The 20,430-nt window shown below is 42.2% G+C and carries 20 protein-coding genes; 19 read left to right on the top strand and 1 reads right to left on the bottom strand.

Annotation, left to right across the window (positions count from 1 at the left end; translation table 11 throughout):
* Window positions 1-38 precede the first annotated feature (38 nt).
* Window positions 39-566, bottom strand: coding sequence for a gamma carbonic anhydrase family protein (locus HMPREF1210_RS03705; protein WP_036659350.1), 528 nt, complete (start codon window positions 564-566; stop codon window positions 39-41).
* Between the two features lie 82 nt (window positions 567-648).
* Between HMPREF1210_RS03705 and HMPREF1210_RS03700 the strand changes: the two genes are divergently transcribed.
* The 19 genes from HMPREF1210_RS03700 (at window position 649) to hpaD (ending at window position 20,301) form a co-directional block, all read left to right on the top strand.
* A complete protein-coding gene (locus HMPREF1210_RS03700) occupies window positions 649-1,623 on the top strand; it encodes a nitronate monooxygenase family protein (RefSeq protein WP_016427268.1) in 975 nt (324 codons plus the stop codon).
* Window positions 1,624-2,040: 417 nt separating this feature from the next.
* The gene (locus tag HMPREF1210_RS03695) at window positions 2,041-3,183 is read left to right on the top strand and encodes a Glu/Leu/Phe/Val dehydrogenase (RefSeq protein ID WP_016427267.1); all 1,143 of its coding nucleotides are present in this window, start codon (window positions 2,041-2,043) and stop codon (window positions 3,181-3,183) included.
* Between the two features lie 139 nt (window positions 3,184-3,322).
* Complete coding sequence (locus tag HMPREF1210_RS03690) at window positions 3,323-3,718, top strand: thioesterase family protein (RefSeq protein WP_016427266.1); 396 nt, start codon at window positions 3,323-3,325, stop codon at window positions 3,716-3,718.
* Between the two features lie 42 nt (window positions 3,719-3,760).
* Window positions 3,761-4,909, top strand: coding sequence for a Glu/Leu/Phe/Val dehydrogenase (locus HMPREF1210_RS03685; RefSeq protein ID WP_016427265.1), 1,149 nt, complete (start codon window positions 3,761-3,763; stop codon window positions 4,907-4,909).
* A 15-nt stretch (window positions 4,910-4,924) separates the two neighbouring features.
* Window positions 4,925-5,980 carry a pyruvate dehydrogenase (acetyl-transferring) E1 component subunit alpha gene (pdhA, locus tag HMPREF1210_RS03680; protein ID WP_016427264.1) on the top strand — a complete coding sequence of 352 codons (1,056 nt, stop codon included), beginning with the start codon at window positions 4,925-4,927 and terminating at the stop codon, window positions 5,978-5,980.
* A gap of 4 nt (window positions 5,981-5,984) precedes the next feature.
* Entirely contained in the window at window positions 5,985-7,001 is a 1,017-nt protein-coding gene (locus HMPREF1210_RS03675) for an alpha-ketoacid dehydrogenase subunit beta (protein WP_016427263.1), read from the top strand.
* A gap of 12 nt (window positions 7,002-7,013) precedes the next feature.
* Entirely contained in the window at window positions 7,014-8,240 is a 1,227-nt protein-coding gene (locus HMPREF1210_RS03670; RefSeq protein ID WP_016427262.1) for a dihydrolipoamide acetyltransferase family protein, read from the top strand.
* Between the two features lies 1 nt (window position 8,241).
* Entirely contained in the window at window positions 8,242-9,681 is a 1,440-nt protein-coding gene (locus tag HMPREF1210_RS03665; RefSeq protein ID WP_016427261.1) for an NAD(P)/FAD-dependent oxidoreductase, read from the top strand.
* An 83-nt stretch (window positions 9,682-9,764) separates the two neighbouring features.
* Window positions 9,765-10,745 carry an ABC transporter substrate-binding protein gene (locus HMPREF1210_RS03660; protein WP_016427260.1) on the top strand — a complete coding sequence of 327 codons (981 nt, stop codon included), beginning with the start codon at window positions 9,765-9,767 and terminating at the stop codon, window positions 10,743-10,745.
* 18 nt (window positions 10,746-10,763) lie between these two features.
* Window positions 10,764-11,810 (top strand): ABC transporter permease, encoded by a 1,047-nt coding sequence (locus tag HMPREF1210_RS03655; protein WP_016427259.1) that lies wholly within the window; start codon window positions 10,764-10,766, stop codon window positions 11,808-11,810.
* Entirely contained in the window at window positions 11,788-12,585 is a 798-nt protein-coding gene (locus tag HMPREF1210_RS03650) for an ABC transporter ATP-binding protein (protein WP_016427258.1), read from the top strand. The genes HMPREF1210_RS03655 and HMPREF1210_RS03650 overlap by 23 nt, the downstream gene beginning before the upstream one ends.
* 121 nt (window positions 12,586-12,706) lie before the next feature.
* A complete protein-coding gene (locus HMPREF1210_RS03645) occupies window positions 12,707-13,498 on the top strand; it encodes a fumarylacetoacetate hydrolase family protein (protein ID WP_016427257.1) in 792 nt (263 codons plus the stop codon).
* Window positions 13,495-14,253 (top strand): fumarylacetoacetate hydrolase family protein, encoded by a 759-nt coding sequence (locus tag HMPREF1210_RS03640; RefSeq protein WP_016427256.1) that lies wholly within the window; start codon window positions 13,495-13,497, stop codon window positions 14,251-14,253. The genes HMPREF1210_RS03645 and HMPREF1210_RS03640 overlap by 4 nt, the downstream gene beginning before the upstream one ends.
* Window positions 14,254-14,273: 20 nt before the next feature.
* Window positions 14,274-14,657: a 5-carboxymethyl-2-hydroxymuconate Delta-isomerase gene (locus HMPREF1210_RS03635; protein WP_016427255.1), complete on the top strand. Its 384-nt coding sequence runs from the start codon at window positions 14,274-14,276 to the stop codon at window positions 14,655-14,657.
* Between the two features lie 102 nt (window positions 14,658-14,759).
* Window positions 14,760-16,244 carry a 4-hydroxyphenylacetate 3-monooxygenase, oxygenase component gene (gene hpaB / locus HMPREF1210_RS03630; protein WP_016427254.1) on the top strand — a complete coding sequence of 495 codons (1,485 nt, stop codon included), beginning with the start codon at window positions 14,760-14,762 and terminating at the stop codon, window positions 16,242-16,244.
* A 64-nt stretch (window positions 16,245-16,308) separates the two neighbouring features.
* The gene (locus HMPREF1210_RS03625) at window positions 16,309-16,779 is read left to right on the top strand and encodes a flavin reductase family protein (RefSeq protein ID WP_036659693.1); all 471 of its coding nucleotides are present in this window, start codon (window positions 16,309-16,311) and stop codon (window positions 16,777-16,779) included.
* 38 nt (window positions 16,780-16,817) lie between these two features.
* Window positions 16,818-17,741 (top strand): 2,4-dihydroxyhept-2-ene-1,7-dioic acid aldolase, encoded by a 924-nt coding sequence (gene hpaI, locus HMPREF1210_RS03620; RefSeq protein ID WP_016427252.1) that lies wholly within the window; start codon window positions 16,818-16,820, stop codon window positions 17,739-17,741.
* Between the two features lie 47 nt (window positions 17,742-17,788).
* Window positions 17,789-19,297: a 5-carboxymethyl-2-hydroxymuconate semialdehyde dehydrogenase gene (gene hpaE, locus HMPREF1210_RS03615; RefSeq protein ID WP_016427251.1), complete on the top strand. Its 1,509-nt coding sequence runs from the start codon at window positions 17,789-17,791 to the stop codon at window positions 19,295-19,297.
* Window positions 19,298-19,317: 20 nt separating this feature from the next.
* Window positions 19,318-20,301 carry a 3,4-dihydroxyphenylacetate 2,3-dioxygenase gene (hpaD, locus tag HMPREF1210_RS03610; RefSeq protein WP_016427250.1) on the top strand — a complete coding sequence of 328 codons (984 nt, stop codon included), beginning with the start codon at window positions 19,318-19,320 and terminating at the stop codon, window positions 20,299-20,301.
* Window positions 20,302-20,430: the final 129 nt, after the last annotated feature.

Here is a 20,430-nt window from a genome sequence, read left to right as displayed (position 1 = left end):
ATCAGTTATCTGTTGGCAGCCCAGTTCCCAGTTTTTACTTATTCAGTTTCTTTGCTTTGAAGAATTTCTCGGTAGTCGTATCCTTTTTGAACATACGTATCAATGGAAAGCTGGATAATTTCAAAGTCTTTATCGCTCAGTTCCCTAACTACTTTTCCTGGCGATCCCACAACTAATGAACGCGGTGGAAATTTTTTGCCGGGAGGAATTAATGTATTGGCACCGATGATGCATTCTTCCCCGATTTCAGCATGATCCAGTATGGTGGAACCCATGCCGATGATCGAACGTTTTCCAATTTTACAGCCGTGTAAGATGACATTATGGCCAACTGTTACTTCGTCTTCAACTATAACAGGCGCATCTTCATACAAATGAATCGTAGAATTGTCTTGAATACTGCATCTTTTTCCAATCGAAATAAGTCCTTCATCTCCACGTAAAACGGCGTTGAACCAAATAGTCGATTCTTCCCCTACTATTACTTCTCCGATAATTTTAGCTCCTGGCGCAACGAATACCGTTGAAGCTAGTTTAGGTGTATTTCCTTTAAATGAAATAATCAACACTATTACCCCCAATTTGAATTCACGCAATTGTCTTTCAACTACAATTACTATAACATATTCTAGTAGAGGTGAATGGAAAATGAAATATGTTTGTGAGATGTTGCAAATTGACTACCCAATTATACAGGGGGGGATGGGGAATATAAGCAATGCCCCGTTAACTTCTGCTATGTCCGAAGCTGGTGGATTAGGAACGATCGGGTGTGGAACGATGACACCTGACGAAGTGGAACAAATTATCCTTCAAACGAAACAACTGACGAAACGAAACTTCGCGATCAACATCGCCATTAATGTCTCTCCATATACAAATGAATTAATTGGGCTCGTTATTAAACATGGCATTCCAATTGTTTCTTTATCAGCTGGAAACCCAGTTCCTTTTATTCAGACTTTACATGAGCATGGTGTGAAAGTGATTGTTCTTGTAGCTTCCGTAAAACATGCACAAAAAGCGGAAGCGGCAGGTGCCGATCTTCTAGTGGCGGAAGGATTTGAAGCTGCGGGTATCAATTCCAGTCTTGAATTAACGACATTCACACTCATTCCTCAGATTGTGAAAAATGTCCAACTCCCCGTTATTGCAGCTGGTGGTATCGGAGACGGTAAAGGACTCGCGGCTGCACTGATGCTGGGGGCGAGCGGTGTTCAAATTGGAACACGATTGATTGCCACCAAAGAAGCACCATTCCACGACAACTATAAGAACAGTTTAGTGAATGCGAGTGATACAGCAACGATTATTGTAGGACGCAGTGTAGGAATGCTGAGAAGAATCTTGAAGACACCTTATTCGCAGAAACTGGACGAACATGAACAACAGGGCATGTCCTTAGCACAATACGGTGAAATGACTACCGAAAAGCATCACGTCAAAGGTGCAATGGATGGCGATTTGGAAAACGGTTTTATCAATAGCGGTCAGATAGCTGGTTTGATTGACCATATCCCGAGTGTCAAGGAATTGGTAGAGAGCATGTTGGATGAAGCAAACCATCAAATCAACCGAACTTCAATAGAATTGAATCAAATACTCAATAGAAAATATGAATAACGGGAACACATCGTATTTGTTATTTGTTCCAGTATTTCTCACAGGTCCAGATGAATCGTGAGTGGTACACCGTAAATCAAAAGCCCTTCCAAGTCGCTAACAAAGGAAGGGCTCTTTCTCTATCTAATTGTTCATTTAACATTATAAACCTGCATACAATAAGCACTTGTTGAACGAATTGAAAATGCAAAAGATGACTTTTCAAAAATAAGTATCTATTAATTCCAAAAATATAGAGTTTTCCGATTATTGTATTGACTATAATATTACATTTTGATAATATTACGTTGAAATAGTGTTATACGATGAAATGCATCATACAATGGATTAAAGAAATGAATGAATTTAAAAGTCGATAATTTTATTATGTAAAGTAAAATGGATGTTACGTCTTTGGCTTAAGAGGGGGATTAATGGATGGAAACTGCTAAAAGCATTCCATTGTCTGGCGAATTTGAACTCTTTGAAAGGATGGCAGAGCATGAACAAGTAGTTTTTTGTAATGATCCATCAACCGGTCTCCGTGCGATTATTGCCATCCATAACACAACGGTAGGACCCGCTTTAGGGGGATGTCGGATGCATCCATATCGAAGCGTCGAAGAGGCACTCGAAGATGCCCTCAGATTATCCAAAGGAATGAGCTATAAATGTGCGGCTGCAGGTGTGGATTTTGGTGGAGGAAAAGCAGTTATTATCGGGGATCCGAAATCAGATAAATCACCTGAGTTGTTTCGGGCATTCGGTCAATTTATAAATTCATTAGGTGGCAGATTTTATACTGGGACGGATATGGGTACGACCATGGAAGATTTCATACACGCTTCAAAAGAGACACATTACATTGTAGGTCTACCAGTGGCATATGGAGGTGGGGGCGATTCCTCTGTTCCTACGGCAGCGGGTGTTCTTTATGGCATAAAGGCAACGAATCAATCACTTTTTGGCAAGCCGGACTTGGGAGGAAGAACATACGCCATTCAAGGTTTAGGAAAAGTAGGATCAAAAGTTGCCATCAGTTTACTTGAAGAAGGGGCTCATCTCTATGTAACCGATATCAGTCATGAAAGTCTGAGAATAATAGAAGAATTAGCCTCAACTACATTGGGAACAGTGAAGGTTGTTGGAAGTGAAGATATCTATTCACAGGAAGCGGATGTATTTGTCCCTTGTGCACTTGGAGGAATCATTAACGATCAGACAATTGAACAGTTCCAGGTGAAAGCAATAGCAGGATCTGCTAACAATCAATTGCTAAATGAAACGCATGGCAGAAGACTTCAGCAAAAGGGCATTCTGTACGCACCAGATTATATTATCAATTCAGGCGGACTGATTCAGGTAGCTGATGAATTGTATGGCATTAATCATGCAAGAGTACTTGCTAAAACAAGGCATATCTATGATGCCATTTTAGAAGTATACGAGATGGCTACAAAAAATGGAATTTCGACGATGGAAGCTGCAAATATGATGTGTGACGAGAGAATTGAAAACAAAAGGAATAGAAATGGCTTTTTCACTACAGCCATGAAACCAAAGTGGGCTTTCCACAAATGATTTTTAACATCGCCTTGTAAGCGTTTACATTTAGGTTTTGTATATTTGAAAATCTTGCTGGAATATAAACTTTTTTCTATTAATCTACGATTTCGTTCATAACATGTACATAAACTAAATAGTAAGTAGGAGATAGAGCATGAAACGAGGACTGGAGTTAGGCAGAGAAGAATCGATTGAAATCATTGTGACAGAGGATATGTATGCTGCATTTGAAGGTGAAGTCGTTCACCCTGTCTATTCAACAGTAGCAATGACATACCATATGGAGTGGGTTTCAAGAAAAATCATTCTTCCTTTTTTGGAAGAGCATGAAGAGGGAATGGGTGCATCAGTCCAACTGAAACATATTGCTGCATCCCCTCTTGGTTCAGTCGTGTCTTTGACAGCTAATGTGATCGAACTTCGCGACAATTTTGTTAAGACAAAAGTGACGGCACGAAATCATTTAGGTGTAATTGGGAAAGGTGAAGTCATGCAAGTCATCCTATCAAAAGAAACAATAGCTAATAAGTTAAAAGAAGCGTCAGTCTAAATTTAGCAAATTTAAGTGATAGATTTTAAGGAGGCCTTTCGAATGAAAGTTGCAGAAAGAACATCAATGGCTAAAGAATTTGAACTCTTCGATAAAATGAGTGCGCATGAGCAAGTGGTTTTTTGTAATGATCCTTCCACTGGTTTGCGTGCCATCATTGCAATCCATAATACAACACTCGGTCCTGCACTCGGCGGATGCCGTATGCAACCTTATAACAGTATGGACGAGGCACTGGAAGATGTTCTGCGATTGTCAAAAGGGATGACTTACAAATGCGCTGCCGCAGATGTTGATTTTGGAGGCGGAAAAGCAGTCATAATCGGTGATCCGAAAACAGATAAGTCACCTGAACTGTTCCGTGCATTCGGTCAATTTGTCAATTCTTTAGGTGGCCGTTTTTATACAGGAACAGATATGGGTACGGCAATGGATGATTTCATACACGCTTCAAAAGAAACCAATTTCATTAACGGCCTTCCGGTTGAATATGGTGGTGGCGGGGATTCATCTATTCCGACGGCAGCAGGTGTCCTATACGGCATTAAAGCGACCAATCATATGCTCTTTGGAAACGATGAATTGGGCGGACACACCTACGCCATTCAAGGCCTCGGAAAGGTTGGATTTAAAGTTGCATGCGGATTGCTTGAAGCTGGTGCTGAAATTTTCGTAACAGATATCCATCAGGATAGTATAGATGCCATTAAAGCAAAAGCAGCAACAACTGCCGGCAAAGTGACCGTGATAGCAAAAGAAGATATCTATTCACAGCAGGCAGATATATTCGTTCCTTGTGCATTTGGAGGAATCATCAATGACAATACAATCGCTCAGTTTAAAGTAAAAGCAATCGTTGGTGCAGCTAACAATCAATTGCTGAACGACACCCACGGGAAAATGTTACACGAAAAAGGAATTTTATACGCTCCTGATTATATCGTCAATTCCGGCGGCCTTATTCAAGTAGCTGATGAGTTGTACGGGATTAATCATGAACGTGTACTTGCCAAAACAAAACATATTTATGATGCGATTTTGGAAGTGTTCAAGGAAGCGAGCAGCAGCGGCAAAACAACAGAAGAATCCGCAAATGAGATGTGTGAAAAACGAATTGTGGAAAGATCGAAGCGAAATAGCTTCTACACAGCACCAGCTAAACCAAAGTGGTCCATACGCAACTTATCCTGAATGGAGGCAAGTTAAGTGGAACAAAACTATCCGATCAAAAGAATAATAGACGATCAAGGCGTTCTCGTTGATGAAAGTTATAAAAATACGATTGATGAAAAATTGGTAAAAGAATTGTATTACAACATGCTGCGTATCCGCACATATGACAGAAAATCTATTAACTTGCAACGACAAGGGCGACTTGGTACATACGCGCCTTTCGAAGGGCAAGAAGCAGCACAGGTAGGAAGTGCGTTAGCGCTTGAGGAGAATGACTGGGTCTTCCCGACTTATCGTGACCATGGTGCGACCCTGACTTTTGGAAAAAGCATGACTAGAACATTTTTGTATTGGAATGGAAGAGTAGAAGGGTGTGTACCACCTGAAGGTAGAAATATTTTCCCTCCAGCTGTACCGATTGCTACTCAACTGCCTCATGCTGCGGGTGCAGCTTGGGCAGAAAAGCTGAAAGGAACAAAAAATGCCTCCATTGCTTATTTCGGGGACGGAGCCACTTCAGAAGGTGACTTTCATGAAGGACTGAATTTTGCGAGCGTATTCAAAGTTCCAGTCGTTTTCTTCAATCAAAATAACGGCTATGCGATTTCAGTTCCGATGGAAAAACAAATGAATTCCAAGACGATTGCACAAAAGTCAGTTGCTTATGGAATACCAGGTGTCCGTATTGACGGAAATGATTGTCTGGCGGTCTACTTTGAAACGAAAAAAGCATTTGACCGTGCACGTAATGGAGATGGACCGACATTAATAGAAGCAGTTACATGGCGAAAAGGTGCTCACACGACTGCGGATGATCCATCGAAATATCGCCCTGCGGAACATGGCCAGCATATTGTTGACCCTATGGAACGTATGGAATTGTTCATGAAAAACTATGGCTACTGGGATGAACAGTGGATTAAGGAAATGACAGAAAAAACAGCGAATGAAGTCGAAGCGGCTGTCGATGAAATGGAAAACTACCCACCGCCAAACGTGGAAGATGTTTTCAATCATGTATTCGCAGTATTGCCCGTTCAACTCGCTGAACAGAAAGAAGCATATCTTGCACATTTGGGGAGGCGGTAACAGGATGACGACAATGAAAGAGTCAAATCATGAAGAGGCACAGACAACCCAGATGACGATGATCCAGGCAATTAATGATGGCATGCGATTATTGCTTGAAGAGGATGATCGTACCATCATCCTGGGTGAAGACATCGGGAAAAATGGAGGAGTGTTCCGTGCGACAGAAGGACTTCAGGAAAAGTTCGGAGCCGACCGTGTAGTGGATACCCCACTAGCTGAATCCGGCATCATTGGAACGTCCATTGGTCTTGCTGTTAACGGATTCAAACCGATTGCGGAAATACAGTTCCTTGGTTTTATCTATCCCGCATACGAACAAATCATGACCCATGTTTCCCGTATCCGTATGCGTTCAATGTCACATTTTACGGTACCTATGGTCATCAGGGCCCCATACGGAGCGGGAATTCGTGCACCTGAAATCCATTCCGATAGTACAGAAACTTTGTTCACTCATATGCCGGGAATAAAAGTTGTCTGCCCTTCAAATCCGTATGATGCAAAAGGGTTACTGATTGCAGCTATGGAAGATCCAGACCCGGTACTGGTCCTGGAAACGATGAAAAACTATCGTTCGCAAAGAGAAGAAGTACCTGTTGGAAAATATACTGTGGAAATTGGCAAAGGAAAAGTCGTCCGTGAAGGTACGGATGTCACTTTGATTGCATGGGGTGCCATGGTTGCAATCGCTGAAAAAGCGGCCGTACAGGCAGAGAAAAAAGGCATCAGTTGTGAAATTATCGATCTTCGTACACTCTATCCGATTGATCGGGACATTATTGCACAGTCCGTCCAAAAGACGACAAGAGCGGTTATTATTCATGAAGCGCATCATACCGGAGGGCTCGGTAATGATATTGTGTCCATAATCAATGACACGTCGTTCCTATATTTACGTGCTCCAATCGAAAGAGTTACGGGCTTTGATGTTCCTGTTCCTTTCTTCACTTTGGAAGAACATTACCTTCCTACACCTGCCCGTATTGTTGAAGGGATTGAAAAAGTGGTTCATTTTTAAGGGGGAAATGCCATGCTCGAAGTAAAACTACATGACATTGGAGAAGGGATGACCGAAGGAGAGATTGTCCATTACTTGGTTAAAGTTGGGGACTCCGTACGTACGGATCAACCACTTGTTGAAGTACAGACCGATAAAATGGTTGCAGAACTTACTTCTCCCTGCTCAGGTATCGTAAAAAAAATCATTATCGATGCCGGCGAAACGGTTAGAGTCGGAACTAGCCTGATTTATATCGAAGCGGATGAATCAGTAAAAACAGTACAAAAAACATCCCCTGAAATGAAACAGGAAGTAAAAAACGAAATGATTACTCCAACTGTCTTTAAAGAGAAGAATATTCAGACGACTTTCACCCGTGTCTTGGCAGCGCCATACACTCGTAAAATTGCGCGTGAACATAACATTAATATAGAAGATGTCCAAGCATCTGATCCATCTGGAAGAGTGACGGAGGAAGATGTTTATCGATTCCTGAAAGGTCATCAAACTGAAACTTATCAAGAATCAGTTATGGCGGTCCCTCAGTCAGCAGTTCGTCAGGAAACACCTGATGAAATTCCGTTTAAAGGCATACGCAAAAAAATTGCGGAAAAGATGACGAAATCATTATTCACAATTCCGCATGTTACCCATTTTGATGAAGTGAACATGACGAACTTATTTAAAATGAGAGAAGAATTGAAAGCGTCCGGTGAATCGGTCAGCGTCTCTGCTTTCCTCATTAAAGCTCTAGTAATTTCATTAAAAGACTTCCCAATTTTCAATGCTGAACTTGATGAAGAGAACAGTCGGATTCTTCTTAAGAAAAATTATCATATCGGGATCGCCACAAACACAGATAGCGGCTTGATTGTTCCTGTCGTTCACGATGCGGATAAGAAATCGATTAAAACGATTCATGCAGATGTAAAAGATTTGACAGAAAGAGCGGTTTCCGGGAAACTGCAGCCGTTTGAAATGCAGAACAGCACATTTACTGTAAGTAATGTCGGTCCGCTGGGTAGTACAGGGGCTACACCTATTATCAACTATCCGGAAACGGCATTGATTGCTTTCCATAAAACTAAAAAACAGCCGATCGTCAATGAGCTGGATGAAATTGTCATTGGTCATATCATGACACTTTCCATGGCTTTTGACCACAGAGTCGCAGATGGTGCAACCGCTGTAGCATTTACAAACCGCTTTGCGAGCCTTATTGAACACCCACATAAACTGATGATGGAGATGATTTAATATGGTTGTCGGTGAAATCAGTCAACAACGAAATCTCATCATCATCGGCGGGGGACCGGGTGGATATTCTGCAGCGATACGAGGTGCGCAGCTTGGGTTGTCGGTTACTTTGATTGAACAGTCCTACATGGGCGGGGTTTGTCTGAACAAAGGCTGTATCCCTTCAAAAATCTTTACCCACGCGGCAAAGAAACGGGAAGAAACGGACCATTTACACGAACTTGGGATTGGTGAAGGTGATGATACTTTCAATTTGACTAAGCTGCTGAGTTATAAAGACAAAGCAATTAATGGTCTTAGAACAGGCGTCGAAAGTCTCTGTAAAAACAATAAAATTGAAGTGATTCAAGGCAAAGCTACTTTTCTCGGAGCAGACAAAATCGGTGTAGAAAATGGTCATCAGTTCGATATTTTTGAATTCGAGCAGGCGATCATTGCAACCGGGAGTTCTCCAATTCTGCCGGACTCCATCAAAGTAAAAAGTAAACGAATACTGTTATCACACGAAATATTTGAACTCAATGAAATGCCAGAGCACTTGGTCGTTTCAGGACAGGATTATATTGCCCTTGAAGTGGCTTCTAGTTTTGCGGCACTGGGTGCAAAAGTGAGCATTCTATTTGAGGACAAAGCAAATTTTGCTTTTGATGAATCCATCCATAAAGAATTGCTACGTTTATTTAAACGTAGAAAAATAAATATCTATAAAGATGCTCAATTGCTCTCTACTGAAGATCATGATCATGAAATTGCTGTTACGTTCAAAAATGACAAAAACGTCGAAGAAACGATTCACGGCTCTCATCTTTTTGTAACGGGATACCGAAAACCAAATATTAAACCACTTGGCATAGGCCGCATCGGTGTTGCACAAACGGAGGAAGGCTACATTCACGTCGACGCATCTATGCGTTCATCGATTCCATCCATTTACGCAATAGGAGATGTAACCGAAGGTCCTTTGATGGCAATTAAAGCAATTAAACAAGGAAAAGCTGCGGTTGAAGCGATTGTCGGACATAAACCTGAAGTCGACATGACTTTCATGCCTATTGTGGCACATACCATTCCACCGATTGTTTCGGTTGGTCTTACTGAAGTGAACGCCCGCAACTTTGGGTTCGATGTTCGGGTCAGTCAATACCCTCTTGGCGGCAACGGCTACGCAGCCATAACTGGAAAAAAGGATGGTTTCATCAAAGTGATTTCCGATCCCGCAACAGAAATTATTAGCGGGATTCATATGATCGGAGAAGGGGCTATCGAAATGTCCAGTTCCTTTGTGCAGTTACTAGAAATGGCCGCAAAAGAAGAAGACGTCAAATTCCCTCATTATGCTCATCCGGGAATGGGTGAGGGCATGCTTGAAGCGGTGGAAGGATTAATCGGACAAGCCATCCATGCCGCACCTGCTAAGAAGAAAGATTTATTAATCATTTGAATCGAGAAACAATTTTTCACAGTAGCATTCATTCCTTTGGTTTCAAGTTTGAAAATATAACTAATCTTGTAGGGGGAATTGTAATGAAGTATGGTCTGAAAAAAATCGGAGTTGTACTACTCGGTTCCGCATTGCTTCTAGGGGCATGTGGAGATGGGGAAAAGACGAATTCATCAAGTGAAAATAAGACATTCAAGATTGGTGTAACACAAATTGTCGAGCACCCTTCCTTAAATGCAGCTTACGATGGCTTCAAAAAAGCTTTGGAAGATGCAGGGATTGAAGCAGAGTACGATGTTCAAATTGCACAAGGTGATCCAAGTATCAACACGACTATAGCAGACAACCTTGTCAGTGCGAATGTTGATTTAATTTTTGCAAATTCAACACCAAGTGCACAGGCTGCTTTGAGTAAAACAAGTGATATTCCAATTGTCTTCACTTCAGTAACAGATGCAGTTGGGGCAGAGCTTGTCGAATCGATGGAAAAACCGGGCGGTAATGTAACAGGAACGATTGATAGTCATCCTGATGCGATTTCCAATACGATGAAGTTCCTGAAAGAGGAATTAGGAGCTAAAAAAGTTGGGATGGTTTTCAACTCAGGAGAGCAAAATTCACGTGCCCAAGTGGATGCGGTCAAGGCGATGCTGAAAGATATGGATATGACGGTTGTTGAGGCATCGGTTGCAACGTCTGCAGATGTAAAACAAGCAACAGAATCATTGATCGGCAAAGTAGACTCTTTGTACATCATTACAGATAATACTGTTGTTTCTGCGCTTGAATCGGTCATTGCCGTCGCAAATGAAAATAAATTGCCGATGATGGTCGGTGAATTCGATTCTGTTAAACGAGGCGGTTTAGCTGCATATGGATTTGAATACTATGACATCGGGTACGAAGCTGGTCAAAAAGCTGTGAAAATCCTTAAAGGTGAAAGTAAGCCAGCCGAAATTCCAGTAGACATTCCACAAAAGTTAAAATTCATCATGAACAAAGATACAGCGGAAACAATCGGACTTGAGATAAAAGACGAGTGGAAAGCTGAATTCAGCAAATAAATCAGGAGGTGATTCTACATGTTTTCAGCAGTATTTGGCTCTGTGGAGCAAGGAATCATCTATGCAATCATGGCACTTGGTGTATATATTTCATTTCGTGTTTTGGATTTTCCGGATTTAACCGTTGACGGAAGTTTTGTATCAGGAGCTGCGGTTGCTGCCACGATGATCACCTTAGGATATCATCCAGTGGCAGCGACGGCGCTTGCCGTCATTGTCGGTTTTCTTGCAGGCTGTGTCACCGGCCTTCTACATACGAAAGGGAAAATCAATGCTCTACTTTCCGGGATTTTGATGATGATTGCGTTGTATTCCCTTAATCTTCGAATAATGGGACTGACCTCGGAAAATTCCATAGGTCGTCCGAATATCCCTTTACTAAATGCAGAGTCAATGTTCAATCAATTCCAATCTTTTTGGGGTTCTCTTGGAATCGACACCGCGGTGAATAATTTCCTCAGCATGCTGGGGGTACAGCATTTGCCAGCTACCTGGGGTACATTATTCATTATGACCATCATCGTGTTGCTCATTAAATTTGTGGTTGATTGGTTCTTAAGAACCGAAATTGGCCTAGCGATTAGAGCGACCGGCGATAATAAGAAAATGATCCGTAGCCTGTCAGCCAATACTGACACACTCATTATTGTAGGACTTGGTTTCTCCAATGCTCTGGTGGCATTCTCAGGTGCATTGATTGCTCAATATGCGAAGTTTGCCGATATTGGGATGGGAATAGGAATGATCATCATTGGTCTAGCTTCCGTAATTATCGGTGAAGCAATATTCGGGACGAAAACCATTGTCCGTACGACATTTGCCGTTATAGCAGGAGCTATTATTTATCGAATTGTACTCGGATGGGCACTGAGAGTGGACTTTCTTGATACGGGAGACATGAAATTGATTACAGCGGTTATTGTAATCGGCGCATTGATCCTCCCTCAATACTTTGATAAACGAAGAGAGAAAAGCAGAAAAGCCAAACGGCATGCGGAACGGTTAATGGAGTTTCAATCGCGTTCAAAAGGGGGAGCTGCAGTTGCTGAAACTCGTCCAGATTAACAAATTATTCAATGAAGCCACACCAGATGAAAAAATCGCTTTGGACCAGATTAATCTCCATTTAAATCCAGGTGATTTCATGACGGTTATCGGAAGCAATGGCGCAGGGAAATCCACTATGTTGAATATGATTTCCGGCGCTTTGTCTCCTGATTTTGGTGAAATAGAAATCTCCAATAAAAATGTTACAAGAATGCCGGAGTATAAGCGTTCGCAGATGATTGGACGTGTATTTCAAGACCCGATGGCTGGTACAGCACCTTCGATGACAATCGAAGAAAATCTAGCAATGGCCTATTCACGCAATAAGAAACGTTTATTAAGAATCGGTGTTGACAGGAAACGACGGGAATTATTTCGTACATCTCTTGAAACACTTCATTTAAATCTTGAAAACCGCTTGAATGCGAAAGTGGGTTTGCTTTCAGGTGGTGAAAGACAAGCTCTTTCTCTATTAATGGCAACCTTTACACAACCGTCGATTTTACTATTGGATGAACATACAGCGGCACTGGATCCTTCCCGTGCGGAACTGATTACCAATTTAACAAAACAACTGGTTGAAAAGGATCAACTAACCACGCTGATGATCACGCATAATATGCAACAAGCTTTGGACTTAGGAAATAGATTAATCATGATGGACAAAGGACAAATTATTTTGGAATTTGACGCACAAGAGAAGAAGAATTTGACCATTCCTAAACTAATGGATGAATTCCAACGTATACGTGGCGAAAAACTTACCAGTGATAAAGCCTTATTGTCTGTTTGATTCAGGATGCCTTTTCAAAGTGAGTTCTGAATGAGTCTCATTCTTAAACATGTTCAATTTTATATACTTGTAGTTATTGAACCGATAAACAACTAGTTTAATAACTTAAGGAGTGATTCGAATGCTTAATGCAAAGATCAAAAGAACTGATTCAAGAGAATTATCTTCCGTATCTGTGAATACAGAAACAAATTCAATCGAATTTGAAGGTAATGAGTTTGGTATAAACGATATACCCTTGGACAACCCCGTTACTGGAACGGTTTATGGTACATTATTGAACTTTCATGGTGGCCTTGAAAGACTTGGTGATAAGGTCAATGATAAACCATACCTTTCGCCTCCAGTTGCTCCTGTTTTATACATTAAACCTGAAAATACATTGAATCGATATGGAGCAGGCATACCAGTTCCTAAAAGCGAATCGAAACTTGAAATGGGTGCTTCACTTGGAATTGTCATCGGCAAAACAGCAGTTGCGGTAACGGAAGAAACAGCAATGGATTATGTGGCAGGCTATACGATCGTTAACGACGTGAGCGTTCCGCATACAAGCCTATTCCGTCCAGCTGTACAACAAAAATGCCGCGATGGATTTTGTCCAATCGGACCATGGGTTATTGATAGGGACGAAATGAAAAATCCGGATGATGTAACCATCCGTGTGTTCATCAACAATGAACTGCGACAGGAAAATTCAACAAAGAATTTAATTCGCCCCGTTGCCCGTTTACTTGCTGACGTGACTGAATTTATGACATTGAGTCCAGGAGACGTATTGCTCGTAGGGGTACCAGAAGATGCGCCACTTGCAATAGTCGGAGATAAAGTCCGGATTGAGATAGAGGGTGTCGGCAAACTAGAAAATGAACTGGTTGACGAAGAATCTTTCAACCGGAGGTGGCCGCAATGAGAACAGCACGGATATCCTGTGAAGGCGCAATCCACAAAGCGATTGAATGGGAAGGCCGCCTGAAGCTTGATGACGGACGGATTGTAGAAGAACGTGATGTTGTATGGTTGACGCCAATCGTCCCGCGTACCGTATTTGCTTTAGGGCTTAACTACGCGGATCACGCAGCCGAACTGGCATTTGATGCACCATCAGAACCATTGGTTTTTCTGAAGGGACCGAATACGTTTATCGGCCATAATGCATATACCCGTCGCCCTTCTGACGTCACGTACATGCATTATGAATGCGAATTGGCCGTCATTATCGGAAAGACTGCTCGCAATGTAAAAAAAGAAGAGGCTTATCAGTATGTCAAAGGTTACAGTGTAGCAAATGATTACGCGATTCGAGATTATCTTGAAAACTATTACCGTCCGAATTTGCGTGTCAAAAACCGCGATACGTGTACACCATTTGGTCCTTGGCTCATCGATGCGAATGATGTGGCCAATCCGATGGAATTGAAGTTGACTACCCATGTCAATAACAAGCTTGTTCAAGAAGGAACGACAGCGGATATGATTTTTGATATTCCGACGCTCATAGAATATTTAAGCAGCTTCATGACATTGAGTGAGAATGATGTCATTCTTACAGGCACTCCTAAAGGGTCCGTCGATACTGCTGTCGGTGATGAAGTCGTGACAGAAATTGAAGGAATCGGACGATTGGTCAATACCATTATCGGGGATGAAGCGTTCTCGAACCGGTAACGTGAACAGGAGGAAACCGCATGCCGCATTTTACAGTGGAATATACGGATAATATCAAAAATGAGGCGAATATCGCGCTGCTATTTGAAGAAGTTCATAAGGTCCTCATTTCACGGGACTCCGTTTTCCCTATAGGGGGCATCCGTTCAAGGGCAATTGAATTAAAAGATTACCGGGTTGCTGACGGGTCTGAAGACGATGCTTTTGTCCATGCCGTGTTGAAAATAGGAGCAGGACGTTCGGTAGAAGTTAAAAAAGAAGCTTGCGTTGCATTATTTGCCGTATTGAAAAATCATTTTTCGGAACTCATGTCCAAACGTTACTTGGCATTGTCGATGGAACTGATCGAATTCAGTGAGGCCGGCACATATAAGCAAAATAATATCCATGCACGATTTAAATAGAAGACTATGCTCTGATTTATGCATCGTTTTAGATGTAAAAATTTGAAAATTAAAATTACTATCAAAGTCAGTATAGATAGAACCGAAATAGGAGGGAATTAAATGGGCGCTCGTACAGGAAAAGAATATATCGAAGGCATAAAAAAACGGAACACTGAAGTGTGGATTCACGGGGAGAAAGTGGAAGACGTCACGACACACCCTGCCTTTAAAAACGTCGTGGAAAGTGTAGCTGGACTATATGATCTGCAACATGAGAAGCCAGAGAAGATGCTTTATACTTCACCGACTTCAGGCAAAAAAGTTGGGCTTTCCTTTATTGCACCGAAAACCAAAGAAGATTTATTTAGAAGACGTGAAATGCATTCCGAATGGGCTGGTTTTTCCGGCGGCATGATGGGACGTTCTCCAGACTATTTAAATACAAGCATTATGGCTTTTGGTACTGCCAGTGAATTCTTCGCACAAGAAGGTGGCGGCAGTAAGCAATTTGCCAAAAATGCCAGAGACTATTATGAATATGCACGTGAAAATGACATCAGCTTAACTCATACATTAATCCACCCACAAGTGAACCGATCGACATTGACTCAATCGGATCAAAAAGATCCTACACTTTCCGCACGTATAACCAAAAAGACACCAGACGGAATTATCGTAAACGGTTGCCGCCTGTTGGCCACTTTAGGTGGTATCACTGACGAACTGGTCGTTTTCCCTTCCACTATCAATCGGACTCCAGGAACGACGGACGATCCGTATGCTTTCGCATTCGCTATTCCAAATAATACGGCAGGGCTGAAATTCCTGTCTCGTGAATCATTCGACTATGGGAAGAGCAAATGGGATCATCCGCTCGGTGCCCGTTTTGACGAAAGTGATGCGATTATCTCGTTTGAAGACGTGTTTGTTCCATGGGAAAGAGTATTTGTAAGCGAAAGTACAAACATCTGTAATCGCACGTATACGGAAACGAATGCGGTCATACATATGACGCATCAAGTCATCGCCAAAAACACGGTGAAAACAGAGTTCATTCTCGGTGTGGTCGTCAACATGATGGAAGCAATCGGAATTGATCAGTTCATGCATGTAAAAGAAAAAGCGAGCGAAATCATGGTCATTTTGGAAGTGATGCGTTCTCACCTATTCCGCGCTGAACACAACGCCAAAATCGATCAATATGGCAATATGACACCTGACTTTGAACCGTTGAACGCAGCCCGTAACTGGTACCCGAAAATGTACCAACGGATGAATGAAATCATTAAAATTCTTGGCGCATCCGGCTTGATGGCATTGCCAACAGAAGCAGACTTCAGTAGTACGGATGTCGGAACATTAGTTCATCGTTACACGCAAGGTGCCAACATCAATGGTGAGGAAAAAGTTCAATTATTCCGCTTAGCATGGGATATTTCAATCAGTGCCTTCGGTAACCGCCAAGCACTGTATGAGTACTATTTCTTCGGAGATCCAGTGCGGATGTCTAATGCTTATTACGATCAATTCGACAAGCAACCATATAAAAACATGGTGAACGACTTCCTGAACAGAGCGAAAAAAGAAGCGGGTATTTTATCTTAGTCAAATAATAGACTCGTTAAGTTAGTGGAAGGGAGATTAGAATATGCACAACGATGAACATGAAATGGATGATCGATTGTTTCGCAATGCAATGGGAAGTTTCGCAACCGGTGTCACAGTCATAACGACCGAAGTCGCTGGTGAGGTACATGGCATGACCGCAAATGCGTTCATGTCGATTTCATTAAACCCGAAACTTATCGCCGTCAGCATTGGTGAAAGAGCTAGAATGCTGCAACATATCAAAGAAGCAAAACAATTTGCTGTCAATATCCTGACGTCCAAACAAGTAAATGAGTCCAAGCAATTCTCCGGTCAGTTAAATTTAGAGGATGAAATAACGTTCTCTTCATATAAAGGACTTCCTGTTCTTCCGGATTCACTGGCAGTTGTGACGTGTAAACTGCATAGCGAATATGTAGCTGGCGATCATACCATTTTTATCGGGCAAGTAACGGGCGTCAAACTGGAACAACATGACCCGTTGCTCTACAGCCAGGGAAAATATCGTGAACTGAAAGAACTTCAGGAATAACCTTGACGTACATTAATTCCTTAAAGGAGTAGATGAATTTGGCATACACAGAAGCGAAAAGAAAATTAAGAGGGTCCATTTGTCCTGTCGTTACCCCGTTTACAGAAGACGGCGCAATTGATGAAAAAGCATTTATTGAGTTAATTAACTGGCAAATTGAAAGTGGCAGTCATGGGATTTCCGTTACGGGAACAAGCGGGGAACCGAGCTCATTGACAATGGCTGAACGAAAAAGAGTGATGGCCCTTGCAAAAGAAACTATAGACGGCCGTGTCTTTTTCGCGCCTGGAACTGGGTCGACAAACCATGACGAAACAATAGAATTGACAAAGTACGCTGAAGAAATCGGTGCTGATGCTGCGATGGTAATTGTGCCTTATTACAACAGGCCAAATCAGGAAGCCCTTTACCAGCATTTTAAAACAGTCGCTGATTCAGTGACAACACCGATTATCATTTACAATATCCCGGGTCGTTCTGCAGTCAATATGGAAGTAAGCACGATGAAACGTTTAGTGGAAGATTGCCCGAATATCGTCGGTGTAAAAGAAGCGAACAAAGACTTCGAGCATGTCAATCGTGTATTGCTGAACTGCGGCAGAGACTTCCTTTTGTATTCAGGAATCGAACTGCTGTGCTATCCGATGCTTGCGATTGGTGGGGCCGGATTCATCAGCGCAACAGCGAACGTTGAACCAGTCAAAGTGGCCGAATTATACAATGCATGGGAAGCGGGCGACGTAGCAAGATGTCAGGATTTGCACTTCGAATTAATGCCATTAAACGATGTGTTGTTTAAAGATACAAACCCTGGACCTGCAAAAGTAGCGCTTGGCATGATGGGGAAAATCAATCCGAAACTTCGTCTGCCTTTAGGATTCCCTTCAGAGGCTCTGAAAAGAGAAGTTCGCGAAACACTCGTCGACCTTGGAAAACTTCCAAAGGAAGCGGCTGTAAACTAATAACTTAGTTGATGATCACTACAAACTTAAGAATATAGGTGATAAGTATGGTATCTTCACGAGAAAAAGTGGCGTTTAAACATGAAACGCAAGACAATATCCTACTCTATATCAATGGGGAATTCACTTCTGCTACTAGTGGCAATACGATAATCAATATGAATCCGTTTACAAATGAACAAATCAACGAAGTTGCTGAAGGACAAGCAGAAGACATTTATAAAGCAGTAGCTGCTGCACGTGATGCCTTTGACCATGGTCCTTGGAAGACGATGAAACTTACAAAAAGAATGGAATACATTTATCGGATAGCGGACTTAATTGATGAAGAAGTAGAGAGAATTGCTTACTTGGAAGCGCTCGATACGGGACTTCCAATCAGCCAGACCAAAAAAATGGTTGGCCGTGCTTCGGAAAACTTCAGGTTTTATGCACGCATGGTGGAAAGCCGCCTCGTCGGCGATGCCTATCAAGTGGACGACGAATTTATCAATTATACAATCAATACGCCAGTTGGTGTAGCAGGGTTAATCACTCCGTGGAATGCACCATTTATGCTGGAAACATGGAAAGTTGCTCCTGCACTGGCAACCGGCAACACGGTTGTTTTGAAGCCAGCAGAACTGTCGCCACTGTCGGCGAACTTGTTAGCTGAAATCATTCATAAAGCAGACCTGCCAAAAGGTGTCTTCAACGTGGTTCATGGCTATGGAGAGACAGCTGGGGATGCGCTCGTTAAGCATCCCGAAGTTCAACTGATTTCATTTACAGGGGAGACAAAAACCGGCTCGACTATTATTAAAAATAGTGCTGATACTTTGAAAAGCTGTTCGATGGAACTAGGTGGGAAGTCACCGATTATCGTCTTTGACGACGCTGACTTTGAGCGGGCAATGGATGCATGCGTCTGGGGAATTTATTCCTTTAACGGGGAAAGATGTACCGCGAACTCCCGCTTGTTTGTGCAGGAATCCATAAAAGATGAATTTATTGAAGCACTGAAAAAACGTGTAGCAAAAATCAAGATGGGTGATCCACTAGAAGCCGACACAGAAGTGGGGCCCTTAATCGATAAAGGTCATTATCAAAAAGTGAAAAGCTACTTGGATATTGCCAAAGAAGAAGGCGCGGAAGTCATTACGGCAGATATCCCTGAAGAAATGGCGAAAGGGAATTTTGTTGCACCGACTCTACTGTTAAATGCAGAGAATCATATGCGCATCGCCCAGGAAGAAATTTTCGGACCGGTACTGACGGTCATGACATTTAAGGATGAAGAAGAAGCTATTAAACTGGCTAACGATATCAATTACGGGCTTGCAGGATATGTATGGACAAATGACATCAAGCGTGGTCACCGTGTAGCGCATAAAGTGGAAGCTGGTATGTTATGGGTGAACGCTCAAAATGTGCGTGATTTAAGAACTCCATTTGGAGGCTCGAAATATTCGGGAATCGGCCGTGAAGGCGGACATTACGGTTTCGAATTTTATACCGAGCAGAAAATTATTCATGTTTCCATAACCGATCATCATATTCAACAATTCGGAAAATAACCACAGAGGGGGTGACCACAATGGATTTTTCTATCATTCGAATCGCGAGGACAGTTCTTCATGTAACCAATTTACAGGCTTCCCGTGAGTTTTACGTCAATGGTTTAGGCATGATTGAAACAGAAAGTGATGACCAGCATATTTACTTAAGAGGTCTCGAAGAACATGCTCATCATAGTCTTTTATTAAAACAAGCAGAAAAAGCAATGGTGGAAGTACTCAGTTACAAGGTGGCGAAAGAACAGGATCTTGACGAAATCGAAAAGCTCTTTAAATCCAAAGGATTGAAAACAAAATGGCTACCTTCCGGAACGCAGCATGCGATTGGAAGAACACTTCGTGTGCATGATAACTCTGGAATTCCATTGGAGTTTTTTGCGGAAATGAAGACAACCGATCGCATGCTCCAACGCTATGACTTATACCGCGGAGCGAAAATTCAGCGGATTGACCACGTTAATTGCGCAGTGCCTGACGTTCAAAGAGCTTATGATTTCTACGTTGACCACTTAGGCTTCTCCTGTTCAGAATATACGGAAACTGAAAATGGCGACTTGTGGGCTGCGTGGCTTTACCGCAAGCCAACCGTTCATGACCATGCATTCATGAGTGGTCCAGGACCAAAACTTCATCATTTTGCATACTCTCTGACAGACCGAATCAGCATTCTTGATTGTTGTGACGTTCTTGCCAGTATGGGCTATGCACAATCCATTGAACGAGGTCCAGGACGTCATGGCTTATCAAATGCCTTCTTCCTATACTTGAGAGATCCGGATGGCCATCGTATTGAACTCTACACCGGTGATTACTTAACTACCGACCCAGACTTGAAACCGAAACGCTGGGATTTGAATGATCCACTTCGTCAGACATTCTGGGGACACGAAGCACCAGACCGCTGGTTCAATGAAACGAGTTCGTTTATTGATATTGAAACTGGTGAGGAAATCTCTTACAAAGAACCGGTTTTAGAACAAAGAAAACCAGAAATTATGGCTTGAGTGTATGTAATTGATTGATTGCTTATAAAGTAAGCGAACTCCTTTTTTTCAAGGATTTCGCTTTTTTCTTTTTTCCTGTTATACAATGGAAGCTGACGACTTTTGTTTTAATGAAACCAATGAAGATGA

This window comes from Paenisporosarcina sp. HGH0030 (genome assembly GCF_000411295.1).
Classification (GTDB): Bacteria; Bacillota; Bacilli; order Bacillales_A; family Planococcaceae; genus Paenisporosarcina.
The sequence above is the reverse complement of the archived record's forward strand: the minus strand, read 5'-3'. Positions and strand labels throughout refer to the sequence as shown.